General features: G+C 38.5%; 15 protein-coding genes. 8 read left to right on the plus strand and 7 right to left on the minus strand.

What is annotated here, in order from left to right; translation table 11 throughout:
• The first annotated feature begins 226 nt into the window (after positions 1-226).
• The 4 genes from I4641_RS15285 to I4641_RS15300 all read left to right on the plus strand — a co-directional run bounded on the left by I4641_RS15285 (position 227) and on the right by I4641_RS15300 (position 3,895).
• Positions 227-973: an ABC transporter ATP-binding protein gene (locus I4641_RS15285; RefSeq protein WP_229641411.1), complete on the plus strand. Its 747-nt coding sequence runs from the start codon at positions 227-229 to the stop codon at positions 971-973.
• 235 nt (positions 974-1,208) lie between these two features.
• Complete coding sequence (locus I4641_RS15290; RefSeq protein WP_229641413.1) at positions 1,209-2,906, plus strand: ABC1 kinase family protein; 1,698 nt, start codon at positions 1,209-1,211, stop codon at positions 2,904-2,906.
• Between the two features lie 41 nt (positions 2,907-2,947).
• Positions 2,948-3,328 carry a hypothetical protein gene (locus I4641_RS15295; protein ID WP_229641414.1) on the plus strand — a complete coding sequence of 127 codons (381 nt, stop codon included), beginning with the start codon at positions 2,948-2,950 and terminating at the stop codon, positions 3,326-3,328.
• 168 nt (positions 3,329-3,496) lie between these two features.
• The gene (locus I4641_RS15300) at positions 3,497-3,895 is read left to right on the plus strand and encodes a hypothetical protein (protein ID WP_229641415.1); all 399 of its coding nucleotides are present in this window, start codon (positions 3,497-3,499) and stop codon (positions 3,893-3,895) included.
• Between the two features lie 156 nt (positions 3,896-4,051).
• Here I4641_RS15300 and pdhA read toward each other — a convergent pair whose 3' ends face one another.
• The 4 genes from pdhA to I4641_RS15320 all read right to left on the minus strand — a co-directional run bounded on the left by pdhA (position 4,052) and on the right by I4641_RS15320 (position 8,940).
• Positions 4,052-5,083 carry a pyruvate dehydrogenase (acetyl-transferring) E1 component subunit alpha gene (pdhA, locus tag I4641_RS15305; protein WP_229641416.1) on the minus strand — a complete coding sequence of 344 codons (1,032 nt, stop codon included), beginning with the start codon at positions 5,081-5,083 and terminating at the stop codon, positions 4,052-4,054.
• A gap of 128 nt (positions 5,084-5,211) precedes the next feature.
• Positions 5,212-7,773, minus strand: coding sequence for a methyl-accepting chemotaxis protein (locus I4641_RS15310; protein WP_229641417.1), 2,562 nt, complete (start codon positions 7,771-7,773; stop codon positions 5,212-5,214).
• Positions 7,774-7,968: 195 nt separating this feature from the next.
• Positions 7,969-8,499: a chemotaxis protein CheW gene (locus I4641_RS15315; protein ID WP_229641418.1), complete on the minus strand. Its 531-nt coding sequence runs from the start codon at positions 8,497-8,499 to the stop codon at positions 7,969-7,971.
• A gap of 75 nt (positions 8,500-8,574) precedes the next feature.
• The gene (locus I4641_RS15320; RefSeq protein ID WP_229641419.1) at positions 8,575-8,940 is read right to left on the minus strand and encodes a response regulator transcription factor; all 366 of its coding nucleotides are present in this window, start codon (positions 8,938-8,940) and stop codon (positions 8,575-8,577) included.
• 791 nt (positions 8,941-9,731) lie between these two features.
• Between I4641_RS15320 and hmpF the strand changes: the two genes are divergently transcribed.
• Positions 9,732-11,450: a pilus motility taxis protein HmpF gene (gene hmpF, locus I4641_RS15325; RefSeq protein ID WP_229641420.1), complete on the plus strand. Its 1,719-nt coding sequence runs from the start codon at positions 9,732-9,734 to the stop codon at positions 11,448-11,450.
• A gap of 55 nt (positions 11,451-11,505) precedes the next feature.
• On the opposite strand, the gene I4641_RS15330 is transcribed toward hmpF, so the two are convergent.
• The 3 genes from I4641_RS15330 to I4641_RS15340 all read right to left on the minus strand — a co-directional run bounded on the left by I4641_RS15330 (position 11,506) and on the right by I4641_RS15340 (position 15,281).
• A complete protein-coding gene (locus tag I4641_RS15330; RefSeq protein ID WP_229641421.1) occupies positions 11,506-12,291 on the minus strand; it encodes an aminotransferase class IV in 786 nt (261 codons plus the stop codon).
• A 58-nt stretch (positions 12,292-12,349) separates the two neighbouring features.
• Complete coding sequence (locus tag I4641_RS15335; protein ID WP_229641422.1) at positions 12,350-14,257, minus strand: PP2C family protein-serine/threonine phosphatase; 1,908 nt, start codon at positions 14,255-14,257, stop codon at positions 12,350-12,352.
• A 313-nt stretch (positions 14,258-14,570) separates the two neighbouring features.
• Positions 14,571-15,281, minus strand: coding sequence for a lysophospholipid acyltransferase family protein (locus tag I4641_RS15340; RefSeq protein WP_229641424.1), 711 nt, complete (start codon positions 15,279-15,281; stop codon positions 14,571-14,573).
• 188 nt (positions 15,282-15,469) lie between these two features.
• Here I4641_RS15340 and I4641_RS24200 point away from each other — a divergent pair, with 188 nt between their 5' ends.
• Genes I4641_RS24200 through I4641_RS15355 form a run of 3 tightly spaced genes read left to right on the plus strand, consistent with a single transcriptional unit; the run spans position 15,470 to position 19,085 of the window.
• Positions 15,470-16,237 (plus strand): ABC transporter ATP-binding protein, encoded by a 768-nt coding sequence (locus tag I4641_RS24200; protein WP_229641425.1) that lies wholly within the window; start codon positions 15,470-15,472, stop codon positions 16,235-16,237.
• Entirely contained in the window at positions 16,234-17,676 is a 1,443-nt protein-coding gene (locus I4641_RS15350; RefSeq protein ID WP_229641426.1) for a DUF2079 domain-containing protein, read from the plus strand. Before I4641_RS24200 ends, I4641_RS15350 begins: the two co-directional genes overlap by 4 nt.
• Positions 17,673-19,085 carry a DUF2079 domain-containing protein gene (locus I4641_RS15355; RefSeq protein ID WP_229641427.1) on the plus strand — a complete coding sequence of 471 codons (1,413 nt, stop codon included), beginning with the start codon at positions 17,673-17,675 and terminating at the stop codon, positions 19,083-19,085. The genes I4641_RS15350 and I4641_RS15355 overlap by 4 nt, the downstream gene beginning before the upstream one ends.

Raw genomic sequence — 19,085 nt, forward strand, 5'->3', positions numbered from 1 at the left:
TTGCAGAAACGAGATAAAAATAATGTGTCTCTGCTCTCTATGTAATTAATATAGCCAAGTATTTGTACTTTGTCAAGAAATGTAACAAAAATTTTGAGAATCTCTATCGAAAGTTATAAGGATTTGAAGTTTTGTTCGATAATTCTTGGCTACAGAAAGAATTGATAATTGCCACAATGGTAAATAAAACTGAAAAATTTACTAGTTAAGGCGATCGCGTTTAGATATGAATTTATCTCATAAGTCTTCAGAGACAAGATCGACAATCATTCGTTTAGAAGCTGTAGACAAAATATATGGTAGTGGGAACACAGAAGTTCGAGCTGTAGACAAAATCAACCTAATAGTCAACCAAGGGGAATACTGCTCTATTATGGGTGCATCGGGTTCGGGCAAATCTACCGCCATGAATATAGTCGGCTGTTTGGATCGACCAACCGCAGGGCAATACTATCTAGACAATGTGGCAGTAGCAGAATTAGCAGACGAGCAGCTAGCCGAAATTCGCAATCGTAAAATTGGGTTTGTGTTTCAGCAATTTCATTTATTGCCCCAAGTTAGCGCATTAGAAAATGTCATGTTACCAATGGTGTATGGAGGCGTACCAAAAAATGAAAGGCGCGATCGCGCGATCGAGGCTCTAAATAAAGTAGGCTTGAGCAACAGGATTAATAACCGTCCCAATCAACTTTCTGGAGGACAACAACAACGGGTGGCGATCGCCCGAGCCATTGTGAACCAACCATTATTACTATTGGCAGATGAGCCTACAGGGGCGCTAGATTCTCACACCACCAAAGAAGTACTAAACATATTTGGGGAATTGCATAGTAGTGGAATTACCGTCGTAATGGTAACTCACGAACCAGAAGTAGCCAAACTGACCCAGAGAATTGTCTGGTTTAAAGATGGTCAGATAGTTCATTCCCATCTCACCCCTGAAGAAATGTTGACTGTGGCGGTTGCCTCTTAAGTTGACTGCAAAGCAAAACTCAAAACTTAAGTTTAGTAATCTTGCATCGCACCTTATATTTAAAAGATAATGAGAGATTAAGTAAAATGTATTTTTGTATACTATTATAATTAGTGACAGTTTTTCTTCGTCCAAATCAACCAAAAAAGTCAATTAATTTTTGGATTAAGTAAAAAATTAGCAGAACGAAAAGAACTTAATCTGTACGCCTTAATAATGCGTTCAACAAGGAACAATGAATTATTCTCAGCTAGAACCTGGTTACTCCCTACGCTACGATGCAAATGCGATCGCATCCCAATATCGTTGGCGACCCTGGCAGGTCATCTGGCGAGCGATCGCCGTCATTTGGTTATTTGGTAATTTTGTGATACATCTTTTACTAGATAGATGGACAAATGGATCACAAACCAATCAGCCCAAAAGAGCAAAAGAACTACGAAAAATTTTAACCACCTTAGGTCCCACCTATATCAAGGTCGGACAGGCTCTTTCTACTAGACCCGATCTGATTCGCAAAGATTTTCTGGATGAGTTAATCAGGTTACAGGATCAATTGCCCCCTTTTGATAATCGAATCGCTTTTGAAATTATTGAATCAGATTTAGGACGTTCTATAGACGAAGTATATCGGGAATTTTCTGCCAATCCCATCGCAGCAGCAAGTTTGGGACAAGTATACAAAGCCAAACTACATAATGGCGAAGAAGTAGCAGTAAAGGTTCAACGTCCCAATTTACGTCCTAAATTGAGTCTAGATCTTTATTTAATGAGAAGTATCGCTGGTTGGGTAGAACCCTGGCTACCCCTAAATCTGGGTCATGACTTGACCTTAATTGTGGATGAGTTTGGGATCAAACTATTTGAAGAAATAGACTATTTTAATGAAGCCAAAAACGCAGCCAAGTTTGCCGAAAATTTTGCAGGAGATCCTGAAGTAAAAGTTCCTGTCATCTACAATCAATATAGTAGTAGCCGAATCCTCACTCTAGAATGGATTAACGGAATTAAGTTAACCGATCTAGATAAATTGGCAGCAGCAGGTTTGGATGCAGACAATTTAATCAGAATTGGTGTCACTTCAGGATTGCGTCAACTTCTAGAATACGGCTTTTTCCATGCCGATCCTCACCCTGGAAATTTATTTGCTACCTTAGATGGTCGCATGGCATATATTGACTTTGGCATGATGGATCAATTAAGCGAGTCGATGAAAGAAACTCTCGCTAGTGCGGTAGTAGAACTAATCAATAAAGACTATCAAGGTTTAGCCCAAGATTTTGTTAATCTTGGCTTCCTAACTCCCGAAACTGATATTAAGCCGATTATTCCAGCTTTAGAAATTGTTCTCGGCAAAGCTGTGGGAGAAAGCGTTAGTGACTTTAATTTCAAAACCATCACCGATGAATTTTCGGGGCTGATGTATGAATATCCTTTCCGTTTACCTGCAAAATTTGCTTTAATTATTCGTTCTCTAATCACTCAGGAAGGACTTGCTCTTAGTTTAAATCCCAACTTCAAGATTGTAGAGGTATCCTATCCTTATGTATCTCAGAGGCTGTTGAGAGGAGAATCTCCCCAACTGAGAAGACGTTTGCTAGATGTCTTGATTCAAGACGGCAAATTTCAATGGGAAAGGTTAGAAAATATGATTCAAATTGCTAGTTCCGATGACAACTTCGATCTGTTGCCTACTGCACAACTAGGAATACAATACATTCTTTCTGAAGAAGGGCAATATTTACGCCAACAGTTACTAATTGCTTTGACAGAAGGCGATCGCTTGCATACCGATGAAGTCCAAAGACTTTGGAGTTTGATTAGAGACGATATCAAACCCCAAAAGATATTTGACTTTGCTTTTAGTACCTTTCGACAAATCTCTGCCGATAGCGTAGCAGCAATTATTCCCTCCGCAACCACTTCAAGATAAAGTAATAAGATATTTCCTTGTAATAAAAATTCATAAAATCCATGTATTACTTACCTCAACCGCCTTTTCTCGCAGCTATTGCGGGTTTATTTATTGCCGTTACCTGCGGTACTGCATTTTGGAACATGATGGAACAAAAACTGCGAGACTCATACAAAGATCCTCAAAACAAAACATCTTTCAAAATTGACAGAATCATGGACCCTGCTTTAGCTTTTAGCTATTGGAGTACTTGCTTTGGAGTATGGATATTTTTGGGAGGAGGCTTACAAACATTCAGTTTTGGAGTCATTCCTTCCTATGGTGTTGCTCTTTTGATTTCTATTTTTACGGCAGGATTAGTTTGGGATCAGATCAACGATGTGTTTACACAGCTCAAAGAAGGTGGCTCAGAAGCTTTGAGTTTAGAAGATATCACATAATCATAACGAGTTGTAAAGATAGTTAAAACTTATTCTGATTGACCCACTCTTGTCGCCAAATCCATAGAATGTAAAAATAAAGAGAGTTATTAAAAAACAATAAGACTAATAAATAACTAGCAACTTAACCTACAAAATTATCAAATATAAGTTCAGGAGAAAATCCTAATGGCTGAAGGAAATACTACTAATAGCAATCAAGCAGCAAAAGATATAAAAGCCAAAACAACCACCACAAAAAGCCAGGCAGATACAAAAGCCAAAGTTACGGCTACTGTAGCCAAAGAAAACCAGTCTGTAGCTTTGTCGGTACAGCCAAAAACTATGCTGCCTCAAAACAGACCAATTGAACCTAGTCATTTAGAAATAGTCAACACTTATTCTTCTGTTGGTTCAAATCGTCCAGTTACCAAAGGAACTATTGATTTTAGTAGTTCGATTGTTATTTCTGGCAATCGTCCCATTGCAGCTAGCACTCTCAAAATCACAGAGTCGTACATGGGCAACCGTCCTGTAGCATCTAACGAATCAGATGATACTGCTGTTTTAATGGGATATTTAGACTAAACATTTATCTATTTCTTCAGTTATTTAGTCAAAAAAACTAAGAGACAATTATTAATCCACAGTAAGCAAGATCGACTTACTGTGATTTTTAGTTTAATATCTCCTAGTTTTTACCTTGTCAAACTTAAGTTATTTAAGTCAGATAAATTGATTCAATTAATCTTCGGCAAAAATATAGCGGTGTAGATCGCTAGGATTAGGTTCTGGACTACTTTCTGCAAACTTAACCGCATCTTCTACTAAGTCGGTGATTTTTTGATCGATTTCTTTTAATTCTGTTGCTGTAGCCAAACCCTTTTCGGTCATATATGCAGCAAATTTTTTAATGGGATCTCTTTTACCCCAGAATTCTTTTTCCCCAGGATCGCGCAATTCATCAGGATCGGCGAGAGAATGACCGCGAAAACGGTAGGTTAAGGCTTCAATTAAAGTTGGTCCTTCTCCTGCACGAGCGCGAGCTACAGCCTCTTTAGCGAGGGTATTAACAGCTAACACATCCATACCATCGACTTCGTATCCTGCCATATTAAAGACACTAGCTTTTTTATAAATTTCGGGTTGAGAAGTAGCTCTGTCATGAGCCATTCCAATTGCCCATTTATTGTTTTCCACTACGTAGATGATTGGTAGTTTCCAAAGAGCAGCCATATTGAGACATTCAAAAAACTGCCCGTTATTACTTGCTCCGTCGCCAAAAAAGCACACTGCCACACTATCAGAGCTAGGATCGCCCATTGCTTCTCGGCGATATTTACTTTGAAAAGCTGCACCAGTAGCTACAGGAATTCCCTCAGCAACAAAAGCGTAACCACCAAGCAGACCATGTTCGGCAGAAAACATATGCATTGAACCTCCGCGACCTTTACTACATCCAGTTTCTTTACCAAATAGCTCTGCCATTACTTCTTTGGCTGGAACGCCTGCGCTTAGAGCATGAACGTGATCGCGGTAAGTACTACAAACATAGTCACCTTTTGGACGTAGAGCCTTGACTATACCAGAAGAAACCGCTTCTTGACCGTTATAAAGGTGGACAAAACCAAACATTTTGCCTCGGTAATACATTTCAGCACACTTATCTTCAAATAAGCGTCCTAAAACCATATCTTCGTAAAGAATCAATCCTTCTTCTTTAGTAATCTTTGCCGAAGCAGTATCAAATTTGGGTAAAGTTCTTTCAGCACACATAAAGTAGTTCTTAAATAAAGGCGCAGTTTTCTATTGAATCATAAAAATTAAGCAGACGAAAGAGATATTGGTAACAGAATAAAGAATGGAAGATTGAAGAATAAAATAAAAAGAGCCAAAATGTTGATTTATTCTGCCCCTTTGTCAATACGGAATCTTTCCACAGAAGATAAAAGTCCACGAGCAATACCCACAAGATTCTGGAGCGCACCACCTACCCGTTGAGATTCTTGGGATGTAGCCTGGGCAGTCAATTCTACCGATTGCATTACCTGAGCCACAGCACGAGAGTTCTCTCTTTGTTCGACAGTATCCGCTGTGATCGAACGTACCAAAGTATCAATTCTGTTAGATACCTGAATGATATCCTCTAGGGCAGTTTTGGCTTGTTCTGCTCTTTCCGTCACGTCAATTACCTCCTGGATACCTTCTTCCATTGCGGTCATTACAGACCCAGTTTCACTTTGAATTTGCAGTACGATTTGCTCGATTTCTTTCAAAGATTTACCCGATCTATCTGCTAACTGTCTGACCTCATCAGCAACTACAGCAAAACCACGACCAGCTTCACCCGCTTTTGCTGCTTGAATAGAAGCATTAAGGGCTAGTTGGTTGGTTCTTTCAGCAATTTGGGAGATCAATAGGACAATTTTGGAGATTTCTTGAGATGCTTCGGCTAAACGTTTTACCTTACGAGCTGTTTCTGATACTGTTTCTCTAATTTGGAAGATTCCCGATACAGTACGTTCTACTGCTTTACCTCCTTTAAGAGCTGTCACAGAAGACGAGCGTGCAACTTCTTCCGCTTCACGAGCGTTGTCTGCCACCCTTTCAATCGATTCCGTCATCATCTGTACTGAATTCAACGTGACGGCTAGTTCTTCTGCCATCCGCAATGCTTCGCTAGACTGGTTTCGCGCAAACAATTCACTATCGGTCGAACCTTTATTTACCTGCTCGGCAGCCTCTTTTACCTGACGCACAATTTCGCGCAAACTCTGGATAGTTAAGTTAAAGGCATCAGCAACTGCGCCTAATACGTCAGCCGTTACAGTAGCTTGTACTGTTAAATCTCCTCTAGCTGCACCTTCCACATCATCTAGAAGACGAATTACTTGACGCTGCAAATCTTCCTTTGCCTGTTCGGTTTCTTCGGCTCTTCTTTGGGCTTCTTGAGTAGTAGTTAAAATAACTCTAGTCATGCGATTGAAGCCAGTAGATAACTGTCCAAACTCGTCTTGAGCATAAACGGTAGCTTTGGCGTTTAAGTTCCCTTGATAGACATCATCAAACTGATTTTGTAAATCTTGACTGGCTTTTGTTATATGCTTGGCAGTAATATTACCCATTGCTGCTGCTGTTCCAAAACTAGTAACTCCTGCTACTAATGAAACTGCCAGAGTCCCCAGGATATTCTCCTGTAATTCTTTATCAGTTTTTTCTAGAATTACCGTCGATCCGACAACACCAATACCCAAAACAGCGATCGCTGAAACCAGTCCGGTAACTCCCGCAGTAATCAATTGCTTTTTCGGCATGGGAGCATTAATAAAGCCAGCCAAAGCACCATGACTAACTTCTACTTGAAGCTCTTCTTTTGTACTAGGGAAAGATGTAGTAGCTGTAGAACTCGCCTCGCTTAGAGCCATTTCGTCTGGATTAACGATACCTGAATCCTCGCCCAGATCGTTTGAAATGCTTACACTAGAATTGCTTGGCTCTTCTACAACATTAAATAAACCAGTATCGGGTAATCCCTGTTCTAGTTCTTCAAGATCGAAGAAACTGCTATCAATTTCATCAAATTCTAGCTCATCTTGATAGTCTAAACCTTCGCTTTCTGGAATATCATCGATTTCTGTTCTATAATCTTCATTTCCACCTCCTGACAGAGAGAAGCCTTCGGTCAAAACTGTATCAATTTCTAGTTCCGAACTATCATCATAGTCATGGGTATAGTCGTTCTGACTAACTGCAAAATCTTCTTCAGTGTATTGAGGTAAATCATCATCATCATCCTCAGAATCTACCATAAAAGTTGAACTGGTATGAACCTGAGACTGAGACTTTTCGGCTACAGAAACTAAATCTTTTGATATTGGAAATGAGTCTTCGTCAAAATCAGCAAAAGGATCGATTTCATCTAAATCTTCTGCATTGGCTTCAATTCCATTAGCAAAAGGATTATCTAAATCTTCTTCAATTTCTGAGTCGTCCATCTTATGATGAGATTGAGAAGTATAATCTTGACCGAAATCGAAATCTTCATCGTCAAATTCTGCTGCTAATTCTTTGTCAGGAAAATCTATTCCAATTGAATCTTCTGCTTCTTCAATATCTTCGCCATCACTGAATACTTGAGTTAGTTCAAAATTCCCTTCATCAAAACTTAAGTTTGAGTTTTTTGCCTGCTGCTCTAGTTGTTCTAATTGTTCGATACCACTGCGGGCAAAATCAACTAAATCTTTCTCTTCATTAAGTTCCAGAACTCTTTCATATTCTTGTCTTGCTAGTTCATAGTTTTGAAATCCGTAACAATAAATATGACCCCGCAGCAACAAGACATTTGAATTATCGGGAAATTCCGTAGCTAAATGATTGATTATTTCTGCTGCTTGAGCAAAGTCACTTTCTAAATAAGCCTTTTCTGCTTGTCCGTATTCTTGTGAATAATTAGTTCCTGATGCCATGTGCTTTTTGCCAAATTAATCTAAGTTTTTGTTGCTTGCGAGTCACGAGTAATTAATAGTTACCTTAAGTTTTGACTGAGAAAATTGCTGCAAATTTATATAAGAAATAAGAAAACGATGTTTTCGCGATACTGCTTAAAATAAGTATAGGTTTGAACTTATTATGTAAGTAACTATCTCAAACCTTAAATGTTTCTAGGTTGCCCATCGCGCAGACCGTAAAATTTTCGCAGGATCTAACAAATTTACAAGTAAACTACCTTCTTCCTCAGGTTGCCATTGTGCCTGAACAAAAGGAGCCATACTACCTGATGGCGGATGAGAAATGCTTAATTGTTCTACGTCCAACCAATCCATATCTCCAATACTGCTAATTGCTAGACCCAAGATTTGCTCTTCTTCCTCGATCGCAATTACAGGAATAGTGGGACGATCTGTTTTTAACACAGCCTTATCTCCTAGAAATTGACCTAAATCTGCCACCCATATTACTTTTCCTCGTAAATTTATTGTTCCCAATAATAAAGGGGAAGCATTGGGAATTGGAGCAATTTGATCGGGAGTTTGTTGCATTACCTCGGCAATACCTGTAGCGGGAAAAGCACAGGCTTCTCCTGAAGGTAGATAAAAACGAAGATGCAATTCGCCTTCTGGGTTTTCTAATGGCTGTATATCTAGAGCTAAATCTAGACTACTCTCGGTATATAGTTCCGCATCACTAACCATAGAATTTTCTTTTTGTATATTTTTCCCTGATTGTTGGAAGACTAAATCAAAATATCAATTTAATATCAATTTGATTTAGGCTCGAAGCAATTGTTTAACCGTGCCAATCAACTCTACTGGTTGAAATGGCTTGGCAATGTAAGCATCTGCACCCTGTTTCATCCCCCAGTAACGGTCGAATTCTTCTCCTTTAGAAGAACACATTACTACTGGAACATTTTGAGTTTTGGGATCTGATTTTAAACGGCGACACAATTCATATCCGTTCATTCTAGGCATAACGATATCCATTACCACTATGTCAGGATTAAATGATTCTAGATGCTCTAGAGCTTCTACTCCATCACAAGCAACAGTCACTTTAAGACCACTACCTTTGAGAAGGTCGGAAATCATTTGTCTTTGTGCCAAACTATCTTCTACGATTAGAACTTTACTCATAACATGCTATCTATGAAAAGTCACACTTTAAATTTAAGTCTACTTGGCGATTCATTAATTTTTTAAATATTGTTGGAAGAATTCAACCTCCTGCATAATTTGTTTGTTGGCAGTTAGTTTTCAACTAAAGGATTTACAGGTGTTTTGCAATCAATTATCAAACGATTGTAAATCATGAACAATTGAAAAGTTGACTAACTTTTGATGATATTTTGGAATCTACATAAATCGATGAGAACATCACTAAGCAAAATCAATGGTTGAATGAGAGTGCAATTCATAATATTTTCATTCTTTATTGGAAGATAACCTCTAAACACAGTCAATTAGTAACTTCTCTGCTTCAGAATATACTCTACTTTTCAACCAATCGCCACGTCATAATCAACATAAACCATGTAAGATTTTGTTTTCAATTAAACTAGCCACTGAGTAATCTAAATTATTTATCTAAATTATTTAATAGTCGCTACTTGTAGGATTGAAATATAGCAGGGTAAAAGAGAAATATTTTTACCACTAGATTTAGAATTTATTTCTAGAAATTATTGATGAACGAGGTTATGATATTAATCTAATTTAAGCGACACTGAAATATTTAATCGATACAAGACCTTGGCAACCAATTCTGATGCTGGTTATGCTAGGTATATTAAATATATTAAATATAATCGGCGATGTCTTAAATTGAAATTTCATTTAATCTGGATATTTTAATAAATCGACAGTAGACTAGAAAAACTTAATTTTTCTGAGTTTGGGCACAGAAAAAATCAAGAGGACGACGCATAGTGCTATATCTGGCAGAAATACAAAAACAAACTAAAGGTTTTATGGGCGGAGTTGAAACAAAGTTAAAACTCATTGCCTGTCAAAGAAACGATCAAAGTTGGAGTCTTGTTAGTAACGAGTTTGCTACTACCGATCGCGCTGGCGATTTTGGGGAAGGGGCTTTAGTTATTTTAAACTTAGGTGTTAATCGTCAAGTTCAAGGCGATGTAGAATCGGCATCTCAAAAAATTGTTGGTGTTTTAAAAAATTTTTCTCGCCTTTTAGAAAAAACTAAAAATCAAGAGCAAGAAATTGGTCAGTGGAAAGAGTCTTTAACCATTCAAAGTGAAGAGTTGAGCCGTCAAAAAATTGAGATGGAAACTCGCCTCGAACAAGTCGAACAGATGGAAGAAGAGTTTAAACAATTTGAGCAACAGAAAGAAGAAATTGCGATCGCTGCATCCGAAGCCAGTAAAATTCAAGCAGAATTTGAAGCTAAAAGTGCCGAATTACAAGGTGCTTGGGAACAATTAAGAGGTCAGCAACAAAATCTAGAACAACAGCTAAGAGAATCAAAAATTCTAGATGAATCTCAAGCTAATAATATTAAACAGCAATTAACAGTTTTAGCTAATACTGCCAATTTGGGAGACTCTTTAAAAGACAAATTAGAGTCAACCACAACCACAATTGAAAGTCAACAACAACTACTTCAACCTCACTGGCAAAATTTAACTGATTGCTCGGAAAAAATACAAGCCAAACGTGAAGAATTAGAGAGTAAAACAATAGAACTCTCTAGCAGTAAGCAGCAAATACAGTCTTTAATTGATACTATTGCCCAAAAAGAGCAGCAGCTTAAGGTTGCGCAAAAGTCTTTAGAAGTCAAGCAAGAGTTGAGTAGTTTTCTTAAGCTTCGGTCAACAGAACAGGAAAGTATGTTGGAAATGCTGGCAGGTTCTCAATCTGATTTTGCGGGAGTACCGAAAGTAAATCTCCAAGAATTAGAGAATATGCCCTTACCAAATTTAGAAACTGTTGTTGAAGGTCTCAAAAAAGATTTAGAAAAAGTAGCTAGATTTGTTAACGATCAAGAAGAAGAATTGGGTTGGCAATGTAAAGCAGTAGAAGAAATTGAAGCTAAAATTGCCACGGTAGGAGAATTTGAACGTTTTACTTTAGAGCAAGAATTAGCTGATGAATTAGAAGCGAAAAAAATGCTTGACCAAACATTAGTCGGTCAGCGTCGTTCTTTAAAGGAAAGACATCAAGTTTTATTACAACACAATAGAGTATTAAAACGCCGTCAAGGAGTAATTGATTTTGATTTTGATTCGGAAATCCAAGATATTGATTTAAGTTCGATTAAAAAAGGATTAGAAGAACAACATCACAAACTCCAACAACAGCAGCAAGATTTGGCTGGGGAAATATCCCAGATACAAGAAGATATTCAAAATCTACAAATCGAACTAGAACAACAAAAAACTCAAAAAAACGAGTTGGAGTCAAATATTGTTCGGCAACAGGAAGAATGGAATGAAATTAATGTAAGCGTTGTCAAAGTTCAATCTCAAATTGATTTTTACGAACAACAATTACAGCCTTTACAAGATACTCTTGATACGCTGAAGGATCGAGTTGGAGAAATCGAGCAATTGATGGCAGATTATGTTGATAAAAATCCTACTGGGGCTGTTGGAGAAATCGAACGAATTATTGATGAATTGATCGCTTAAATAAAGTGTTATATCAATCTTATTAGCAGGTAAAATCGTGAGTAAACTTAGTTTTTCATCTTAAACCCTTGATATTAGTCTCTAAACAATTAATCGGGTAGTCAATCCAATTATCTAGATACAAAACCTTTCTAATCGGAATTGTTTCTACTACACAGTTGCTATAAGATATGGCTTCCAATGTAGAAACAAAATCTTGCGTCCAAATATTTTCTTTAACTGGAATATTATTATTTCGTAGAAAATTTAGTAAATGAGTACGCTGTATTCCTGATAAAATTCCCGAATCTAGATTGGGAGTATACCAACAACCATCCTGCCATCCCCAAAGATTTCCCGTGCTAGTTTCTAGCCAGTTACCGTGGCGATCGATTAAAATTGCTTCTTGGGCGTTGAGTTTCAACGCTGCCTGACGAGCCAAATATGAACCTAAATAATTGCCAGTTTTGTGTTGTGCTAGTTCTCGTTTATATAAACTATCTGTAGCTACCCAGGCAGTTATTCCTACAGATTGACGTTGTTTTAAATCTTCAGGTAAATTGCGTCCTGTAATCCATTCTTTGCCGTCTGGAAAGATCGCCATTCGGAGGATCGTAAAATGACTGGATAAATGCAGCGCACCTTGTTTGAGTTTTTCCCAGTCGGGTTGTAGCCAGTTAAAAGCTTTTAAACTATTGTTTAGGCGATCGCAATGAGCTTGCCAGTAGGTTAGGTGGCAATCTAACGATTTCTGATAAACTCGCATAGTGGTAAATATACTAGCACCGTAACATAATTCTGGAGCATCGGCATCTAGCAGTATCTGCTTTGAATCGATGAGTTTGCCATCATACCAATACATAAATATTTGTCTATTTGTCTATTTGTCTAAAATTCGGCTTAATATTCAAACATAAATTTTACTCCGAGATTTCTGTATCGGACTCCCTGACAGAGGGTAATTTATTTTGATCGGGGTCTGGATCGATATTTTCTAAGCAAAAGATTGCAACAACTCCCGCAATGGTTGAAATAATCAAGGCTAAGATTAGAGGCTTCAACCACTTTGGTTGCTTTCTTGCGGGGAGGTTTTCGTCTCCTCCAATTATGTCAGGCATTGTAGAGATTGGTATTTTAGTCTCTTCTAAAGGACTATCGTCAATATTAAGAGAATCAGCAAAAGAGCCTGCCAAGTTATTGTCAGCCCACAAATTAGATTCATTAAGAGCAGACTCAACATCCGACCAAGAAACGATCTCTTCAGGAATATTAGACTGGGAACTTACCTTGCAGTGAACTAAAGCAACGGTAACGTTATCGTGTCCATTTTCTTGATTTGCAATTTCAATTAAACTATTGACAGCACTGGGTAAATCTTTTTTACCATCTAGTACTGGTAAAATTTGATGTTGCCAATGTTGTTCGACGCGATCAAAATCACTCAAACCATCGGTACAGAGCAAAAATATACAATCACTCTCAATCATGTAGCGTTGTAAATTGGGGTGGAGTGCAGTAGAATCTCTCATACCTACAGCTTGGATCAAAGCCCCCGCCGAAGGATATTGTAGAGAATCGCGATAGATAGCATAGCCCAATCGCACTTCTCTAGAAGCAAGATCGTCATCTGTCGTCACTTGATGACAACTATCGGGAGTAATCCAATAAATGCGAGAGTCTCCAACATGAGCTAAATACATCTCGTGAGCGCAGGAAAGAGCCATAACTAGGGTAGTACCCATTCGTTCCCTTTCTTGACGTTGTTCGCTATCATTACGTTGGCTGATGATATCGTTTGCCCCGTTGATATACTTAGTCAATTTACCTAGTATCTTACCTGGGGAAAGTTCCTCTAAAGCTAGTTGAGATATTTTGCTCTCTAGATAGTTGATGGTTTCTCCCGAGGCAATTTCTCCGCCATCATGACCCCCTACTCCATCACAGACAATAGCTAGGGATTTTTCTAGTTGGGGAATATTTTGGGGATCGACAGTAGGATAGACTGCATCTTCATTATTACTGCGATTGGGCCCCGAATCAGTAAGAGCATAAATTTGATAGGAATATTTGCTGACTAATCGACAGTTCGCGATCGCTTTATCCAATACGGCGATCGCCTGACGAATATCTTCAATTTTGCCCGTTTCTAAAAAGCTGCCTAGCTGCTCGACCACATCTTTAATAGTGAAATGGGCGTTTTGCGACCATTCCTTCCAGGTACTGCCTAAATTTCGCAAGCTGGGCTGATATTCTCGATCGAACTCTAATTCTAAAAGTTGCAATACCTGACCGTTGATTCTAATCAAGTCAGGATTGAGCAAAGTAGATGCCACCTTTTTGCTTGATAAAGGTTTCCACAACTTAGCCATTTGCCAGAGCCAATTAAGCTGTTGAAACGCAGCAGCATCAGACCATAGAGTTTGAAATTTAGGAATAAGTTGCTGTGGATATTTTAGTTGACCCGATGGGCTGCTGGGAACAGTACCATAATCGAGCAACCAGGCATCTGTATTATCCAACAAACCATAAACTTGAGGAACATGAGGATAACAAGGAAAAAGTTGTAGATAAGCCACAATCTCTGGGGGAACTTCTTCCGGCGTGACAGGAGCTTTGCTGGGTTGAGTATCTAGAAATATTTGAGGGGATAAAGCTAGATATCTACTGCTAATAGTACTTCCTGGCTCGTTGGGTACTATCGCTTTGTTGCTCCACAAATAGCGTTTGATGGTTGGCGTATTACATCGATTACAAAAATGAGCTTCTAGGGAGTTAGACGCTGTGCAGTGAGGATTCGAGCAGTGAATTCTAGGCTCAGGATGTGGCATGGATGTTTTAAGCTATTGAGCATACTCCTTATAAAAGGGAGTTTCGGTTACATTTTGCTACAAGAATTGCTTGATTAGGTATTTCAACCCAGAGCAACCTCATAATTTTGACTGGGGACAGCGGACACTCGCAAGTCTTAGCTTTTTAGGCCAGGAAACGAGTGACATTAATCGAGTCTTAAGCCGATATTATAAACTCATTTAATCCGTCCATTATGTCAAATCTCATAGCGTTTAAGATTTCTCTATCGTAAATTAGAAATTTTATTATATGTTCGTTTTTATCTCAATCATTATTGAATATTTATAGTTTTCAACTGTCATATAGTTTTCGCAAACTCTCTTCTAAAGCTACGGTTAACTTTTGAGAGCTTTGGCGCAATGAATCGTTAAAATAGTCAGCAACAGTTAAAGGCGAACCAATATCCACTGTAACTTCTGTTCCCCATTTAGGAACGGGTTCGCTGTAGCGAATCCCTACAGGTAATATTTTAACCTTTCTCTTAAATTTGTCTGTTTCTGCTTGTAAAGCAATTAGAGCAACGCCTCTTTTTAGAGGATGAATTTGGCGATCGTAATAGATACCCCCTTCAGGAAAAATTACTAACATTTCTCGATCTTGTTTCAATAGTTTAATACTGTGGCGGACACTATTGAGGTTTGGGCGATCTGTATTTACGGGAAATCCTCCCATACGGCGAATTACCCAGCCTTGAAACCCTCTAACTTCATTGGCAGAAACCATAAAGCGCAGATCTCTACCACTAGCTAGCCTACCTACTGCATAAGGAACTATCAAAGCATCCCAACGAGAGCGATGAGTTGGGGCAACAATCACGGGAGCGTCACTAGGAATATTATCCTGTCCGTTAATTTGTATTTTGCCAAAGAAAAGAGGTAAAACTAGATGGCATCCTATGGGATAAAGTATTTTTGCCACCCAAGGGGATATACGAGAATTTAACTCATCTGGTAGTTCGGAATTTAGATTAGGGGAATTGGGCTGTGGTTTTAGCTGAGTCATTAAGGGACTAAGATTCGATCCATTCTATTTACCACCTTAATTTTTCTTGAATAAAATTTGTTATTGATACGGGACACTTAGTTAGTTGTCATTCTGTTAGATTCAGTCTTTGATTGATTTAAAAACTGGATTGAGATTTTTTTGGTACTTTTAGATAAATCACTCAAGGAAATAAATTTATTAAAGTAGTGCAACAAGCAGACTCTTTACTCAATGCCACCCAATTATCTAAAAGCTTTGGCGGTATCAAGGCAGTCAATAATGCTCATATTCGGGTCGATCGCGGTAGTATCACGGGATTAATTGGTCCTAACGGAGCGGGAAAAACAACTTTATTTAATTTACTCTCTAATTTTATTAGACCCGATAGTGGCAGTATTCTCTTTGATAATCAGCCAATTCATAGTTTACCCCCTCATAAAATTGCCGAACGCGGTTTTATTCGGACTTTTCAAGTAGCTAGAGTTCTGTCTCGTTTATCTGTCTTGGAAAATATGTTGTTGGCAACACCAAATCAAACGGGAGAAAACTTTTTTAAGGTTTGGTTTCAACAAGGTAAATTGCGGAGTGAGGAAAGAGCGAATAAAGAACGAGCAATGAGTATTTTGGAGTCTGTTGGACTATCGGCTAAGGCTTATGATTATGCAGGAGCATTGTCTGGGGGACAAAGAAAGCTCTTGGAAATGGCTCGTACTTTGATGACCAATCCGAAATTGATTTTATTAGACGAACCCGCAGCAGGGGTTAATCCTACTTTAATCAATCAAATTTGCGAACATATTCTGGACTGGAATCAACAGGGAATTTCTTTTTTGGTAATCGAACACAACATGGATGTAATTATGAGCCTTTGCGATCGCGTTTGGGTTTTGGCAGAGGGGACAAATCTAGCAGAAGGTACGCCAGCCGAAATTCAGAATAATAATGAGGTGCTTGAGGCTTATTTGGGGCAATGATGTTGAATGCAGTCAAAAAATCGATCACAGAGGGAGAATCAAAGTTTTTTTTACTAATTTTATTAGCAATCGCAACAGGTATTTTTGTTGCTGCTAGCAGTTTTCGACACGGGGTATTTAGATCGGGAACGGATTTGGCTTTTTTCGATCAACTGGTCTTTTTACTCAGTCAAGGGTTGCTGCCTGTTTCTTCGATTTTGCCAGGGGTACATTTGATCGGCGATCATGCTGCGTTTGTACTTTATCCCATTGGTTTGCTCTATGTTATTTTTCCCGACGTTCATTGGTTGTTGTTGGTACAAGCGATCTCTTTGGTTAGCGGAGCAATTCCAATCTATGCTCTTAGTTTGAATGCGGGCTTGGCAGTTGCTACAGCTAGAACTGTGGCGGTTTGCTATGTTTTGTATCCTGGGTTATTTAACATCAATTTTTATACCGAACTACGTACGGAAACTATTGCTGTTACTGCTTTATTGTGGGCGACATGGGCTTTTAAAACAGATCGCGATGGATGGGCTGCGATCGCTGTAATAGTGACTTTGCTTTCAAAAGAAGCTATGAGTATTACTGTAGTTGGTTTGGGAGTGTGGCTCTGGTGGGAGCGCAAACGATTTATTCCAGGCTTAATTTGTATCCTGAGCAGTATAGGCTGGTTTTTGCTTTCGGCTATTTACATTATTCCTAATTTTCGTGGCGGGCATCAAATGGCAGGTACATGGCACTACGAATCGATAGGGGATTCTTTACCAGAGATTGCTTTGAAAGTTTTAGTTCAACCCCAATTGTTATTGGTTAGATCGATCGCCCCCGATCGCTTATTTTATTATTTGTTATTGTTGTTGCCGATCGCGATCGGTTTGCACTGGCGCAAAATTGGCGCGTTGATTCCTGCTTTACCCATGTTGGGATTGAATATCTTGGCTGATTATTCAGGACAAAGAGATTTAATTCATCATTATTCTTTACCAATTATTCCTTTTCTTTTTGTCTGGTTAATTGATTCTTTGGGCTATCTCAAGCGGTATGACTACAGACAATGGTTATCGCGACGTTTGTTAATAATTTGGGCAATTATTGGCTTTTTAACTTTGGCTAAGTTTAGTTATTTTTGGACTCGTTATTTACCCTTGATGCCTAATGCCAGAATAGTCGATCGCGCGATCTCTTTAATTAAACCAGAAGATAAAGTATTGACTACAGGCTTTGTCGCCCCCCATCTTTCCCATCGCCCCATAATTAAACTCTTAGAAGGGGATTGGGATTTAGCCAGAATAAAACAAGAAGATTTAGATACTGTTTTGATTGCTATGCAGCATTTAAGTGCAGCAACTCCTGAAGAAAAAGCGATCGCTCTGAAAGTCCAATTAGGAAATTCACCTGAATTCAATCTGGTATATCATCAACAAGATGTTTTCTTATTCCAGCAGAGATTGCAATGACCAAAAGCAAAAATCCAAATGAAACTGACATTGAGTCTTCCCTAATTTGGATTATTATCATTGCTGCTTTAATTCTATTTATCTCTAGCAGTGGACGACACGCTTTATTTCAATCTACTGCTTTCGATTTGGGTATTTTTGATAATGCTATTTATTTGATTAGCCAGGGAAAAGAACCAATTATTAGCTTTCGTGGTTTGCACATTTTGGGAGATCATGCAGCTTGGATTCTTTATTTTTTGGCAATACCTTATAAAATCTACCCTAGCGTTTACTGGTTATTTTTCATTCAAGCCCTGTCTCTAGCAATAGGAGTTTTGCCAGTCTGGTATCTAGCAAGACAAGCAGATTTGAGTCAGGCGCAAGGTTATAGCTTGGCGATCGCTTATTTATTTTATCCTGTAGTTTTTAATGCCAATCTATTTGATTTTCATCCCGAAGTAATTGCCATCCCTTTAATTTTAGGCTCGGTATGGGCTGCTAGAGCCAAGAAACTTTGGTGGTTTGTTACGGCAATTATTTTTATTCTGGGTTGTAAGGCGGTATTAGCTTTAATGGTTATGGCAATAGGAATGTGGTTAATCGTTAGAGAAAAAAGAATTATCTATGGTGCCATCGCGATTTTTGCTGGCATAGTTTGGTTTATAATTGCCACTCAATTAATTATTCCTACTTTTAGCGGAGAAGAAGCTGCTGCTGTAGGCAGATACGATTTTTTAGGCGATTCGGTGCAGGAAATTGCCCGAAATTTGATTTTTAAACCTGGATTGGTATTGAGTAAAATCTTCACTCTTGCCAATCTGGAATACTTGCTTTTGTTGCTAATTCCTTGGTGCTGGGGATTATCTTGGAAAAATCTTCATCCCCTATTTGGAGCTACACCGTTGTTGCTCTTAAATTTATTAACAAATTACCAACTACAAAAAGACCTGATTCATCAATATTCTTTGCCCATTTTACCTTTTTTGGTACTGGCTGCGATCGCCACTTTACAATCTAAGAATGGTTGGTTGCAAAGTAGAAAAGCGATCGCACTGTGGTCTTTAATTACCTGGTTAGCTTTAGCAAAATTCGGCTATTTTGGTAGTAAATATCTCCAATCTATGGATACTAGGATGGCTACTAAAACCGCTATTTCTAAAATTGCGACCAAAGCTTCAGTTTTAGCTCCCGCAACCGTTGTACCTCATTTAAGCCACCGTCCTGAAATCGAAGCGATCGATAATAGTATTCCTGAACCCGATCTCGATCGCTTTCAATATGTCATCATAAATAGTCGCCATTTGGGTATTAATGTATCTCCCGAACTGATCGATAATTTATTGCTGCGATTAGAGCAATCTCCATATTTTCAGCTAGATTTTCGACAAGATGATGTGTTTCTCTTTAGTAAAATTTCTCATTCATAA

The organism is Waterburya agarophytonicola KI4 (genome assembly GCF_020640915.1).
Classification (GTDB): domain Bacteria; phylum Cyanobacteriota; class Cyanobacteriia; order Cyanobacteriales; family Xenococcaceae; genus Waterburya; species Waterburya agarophytonicola.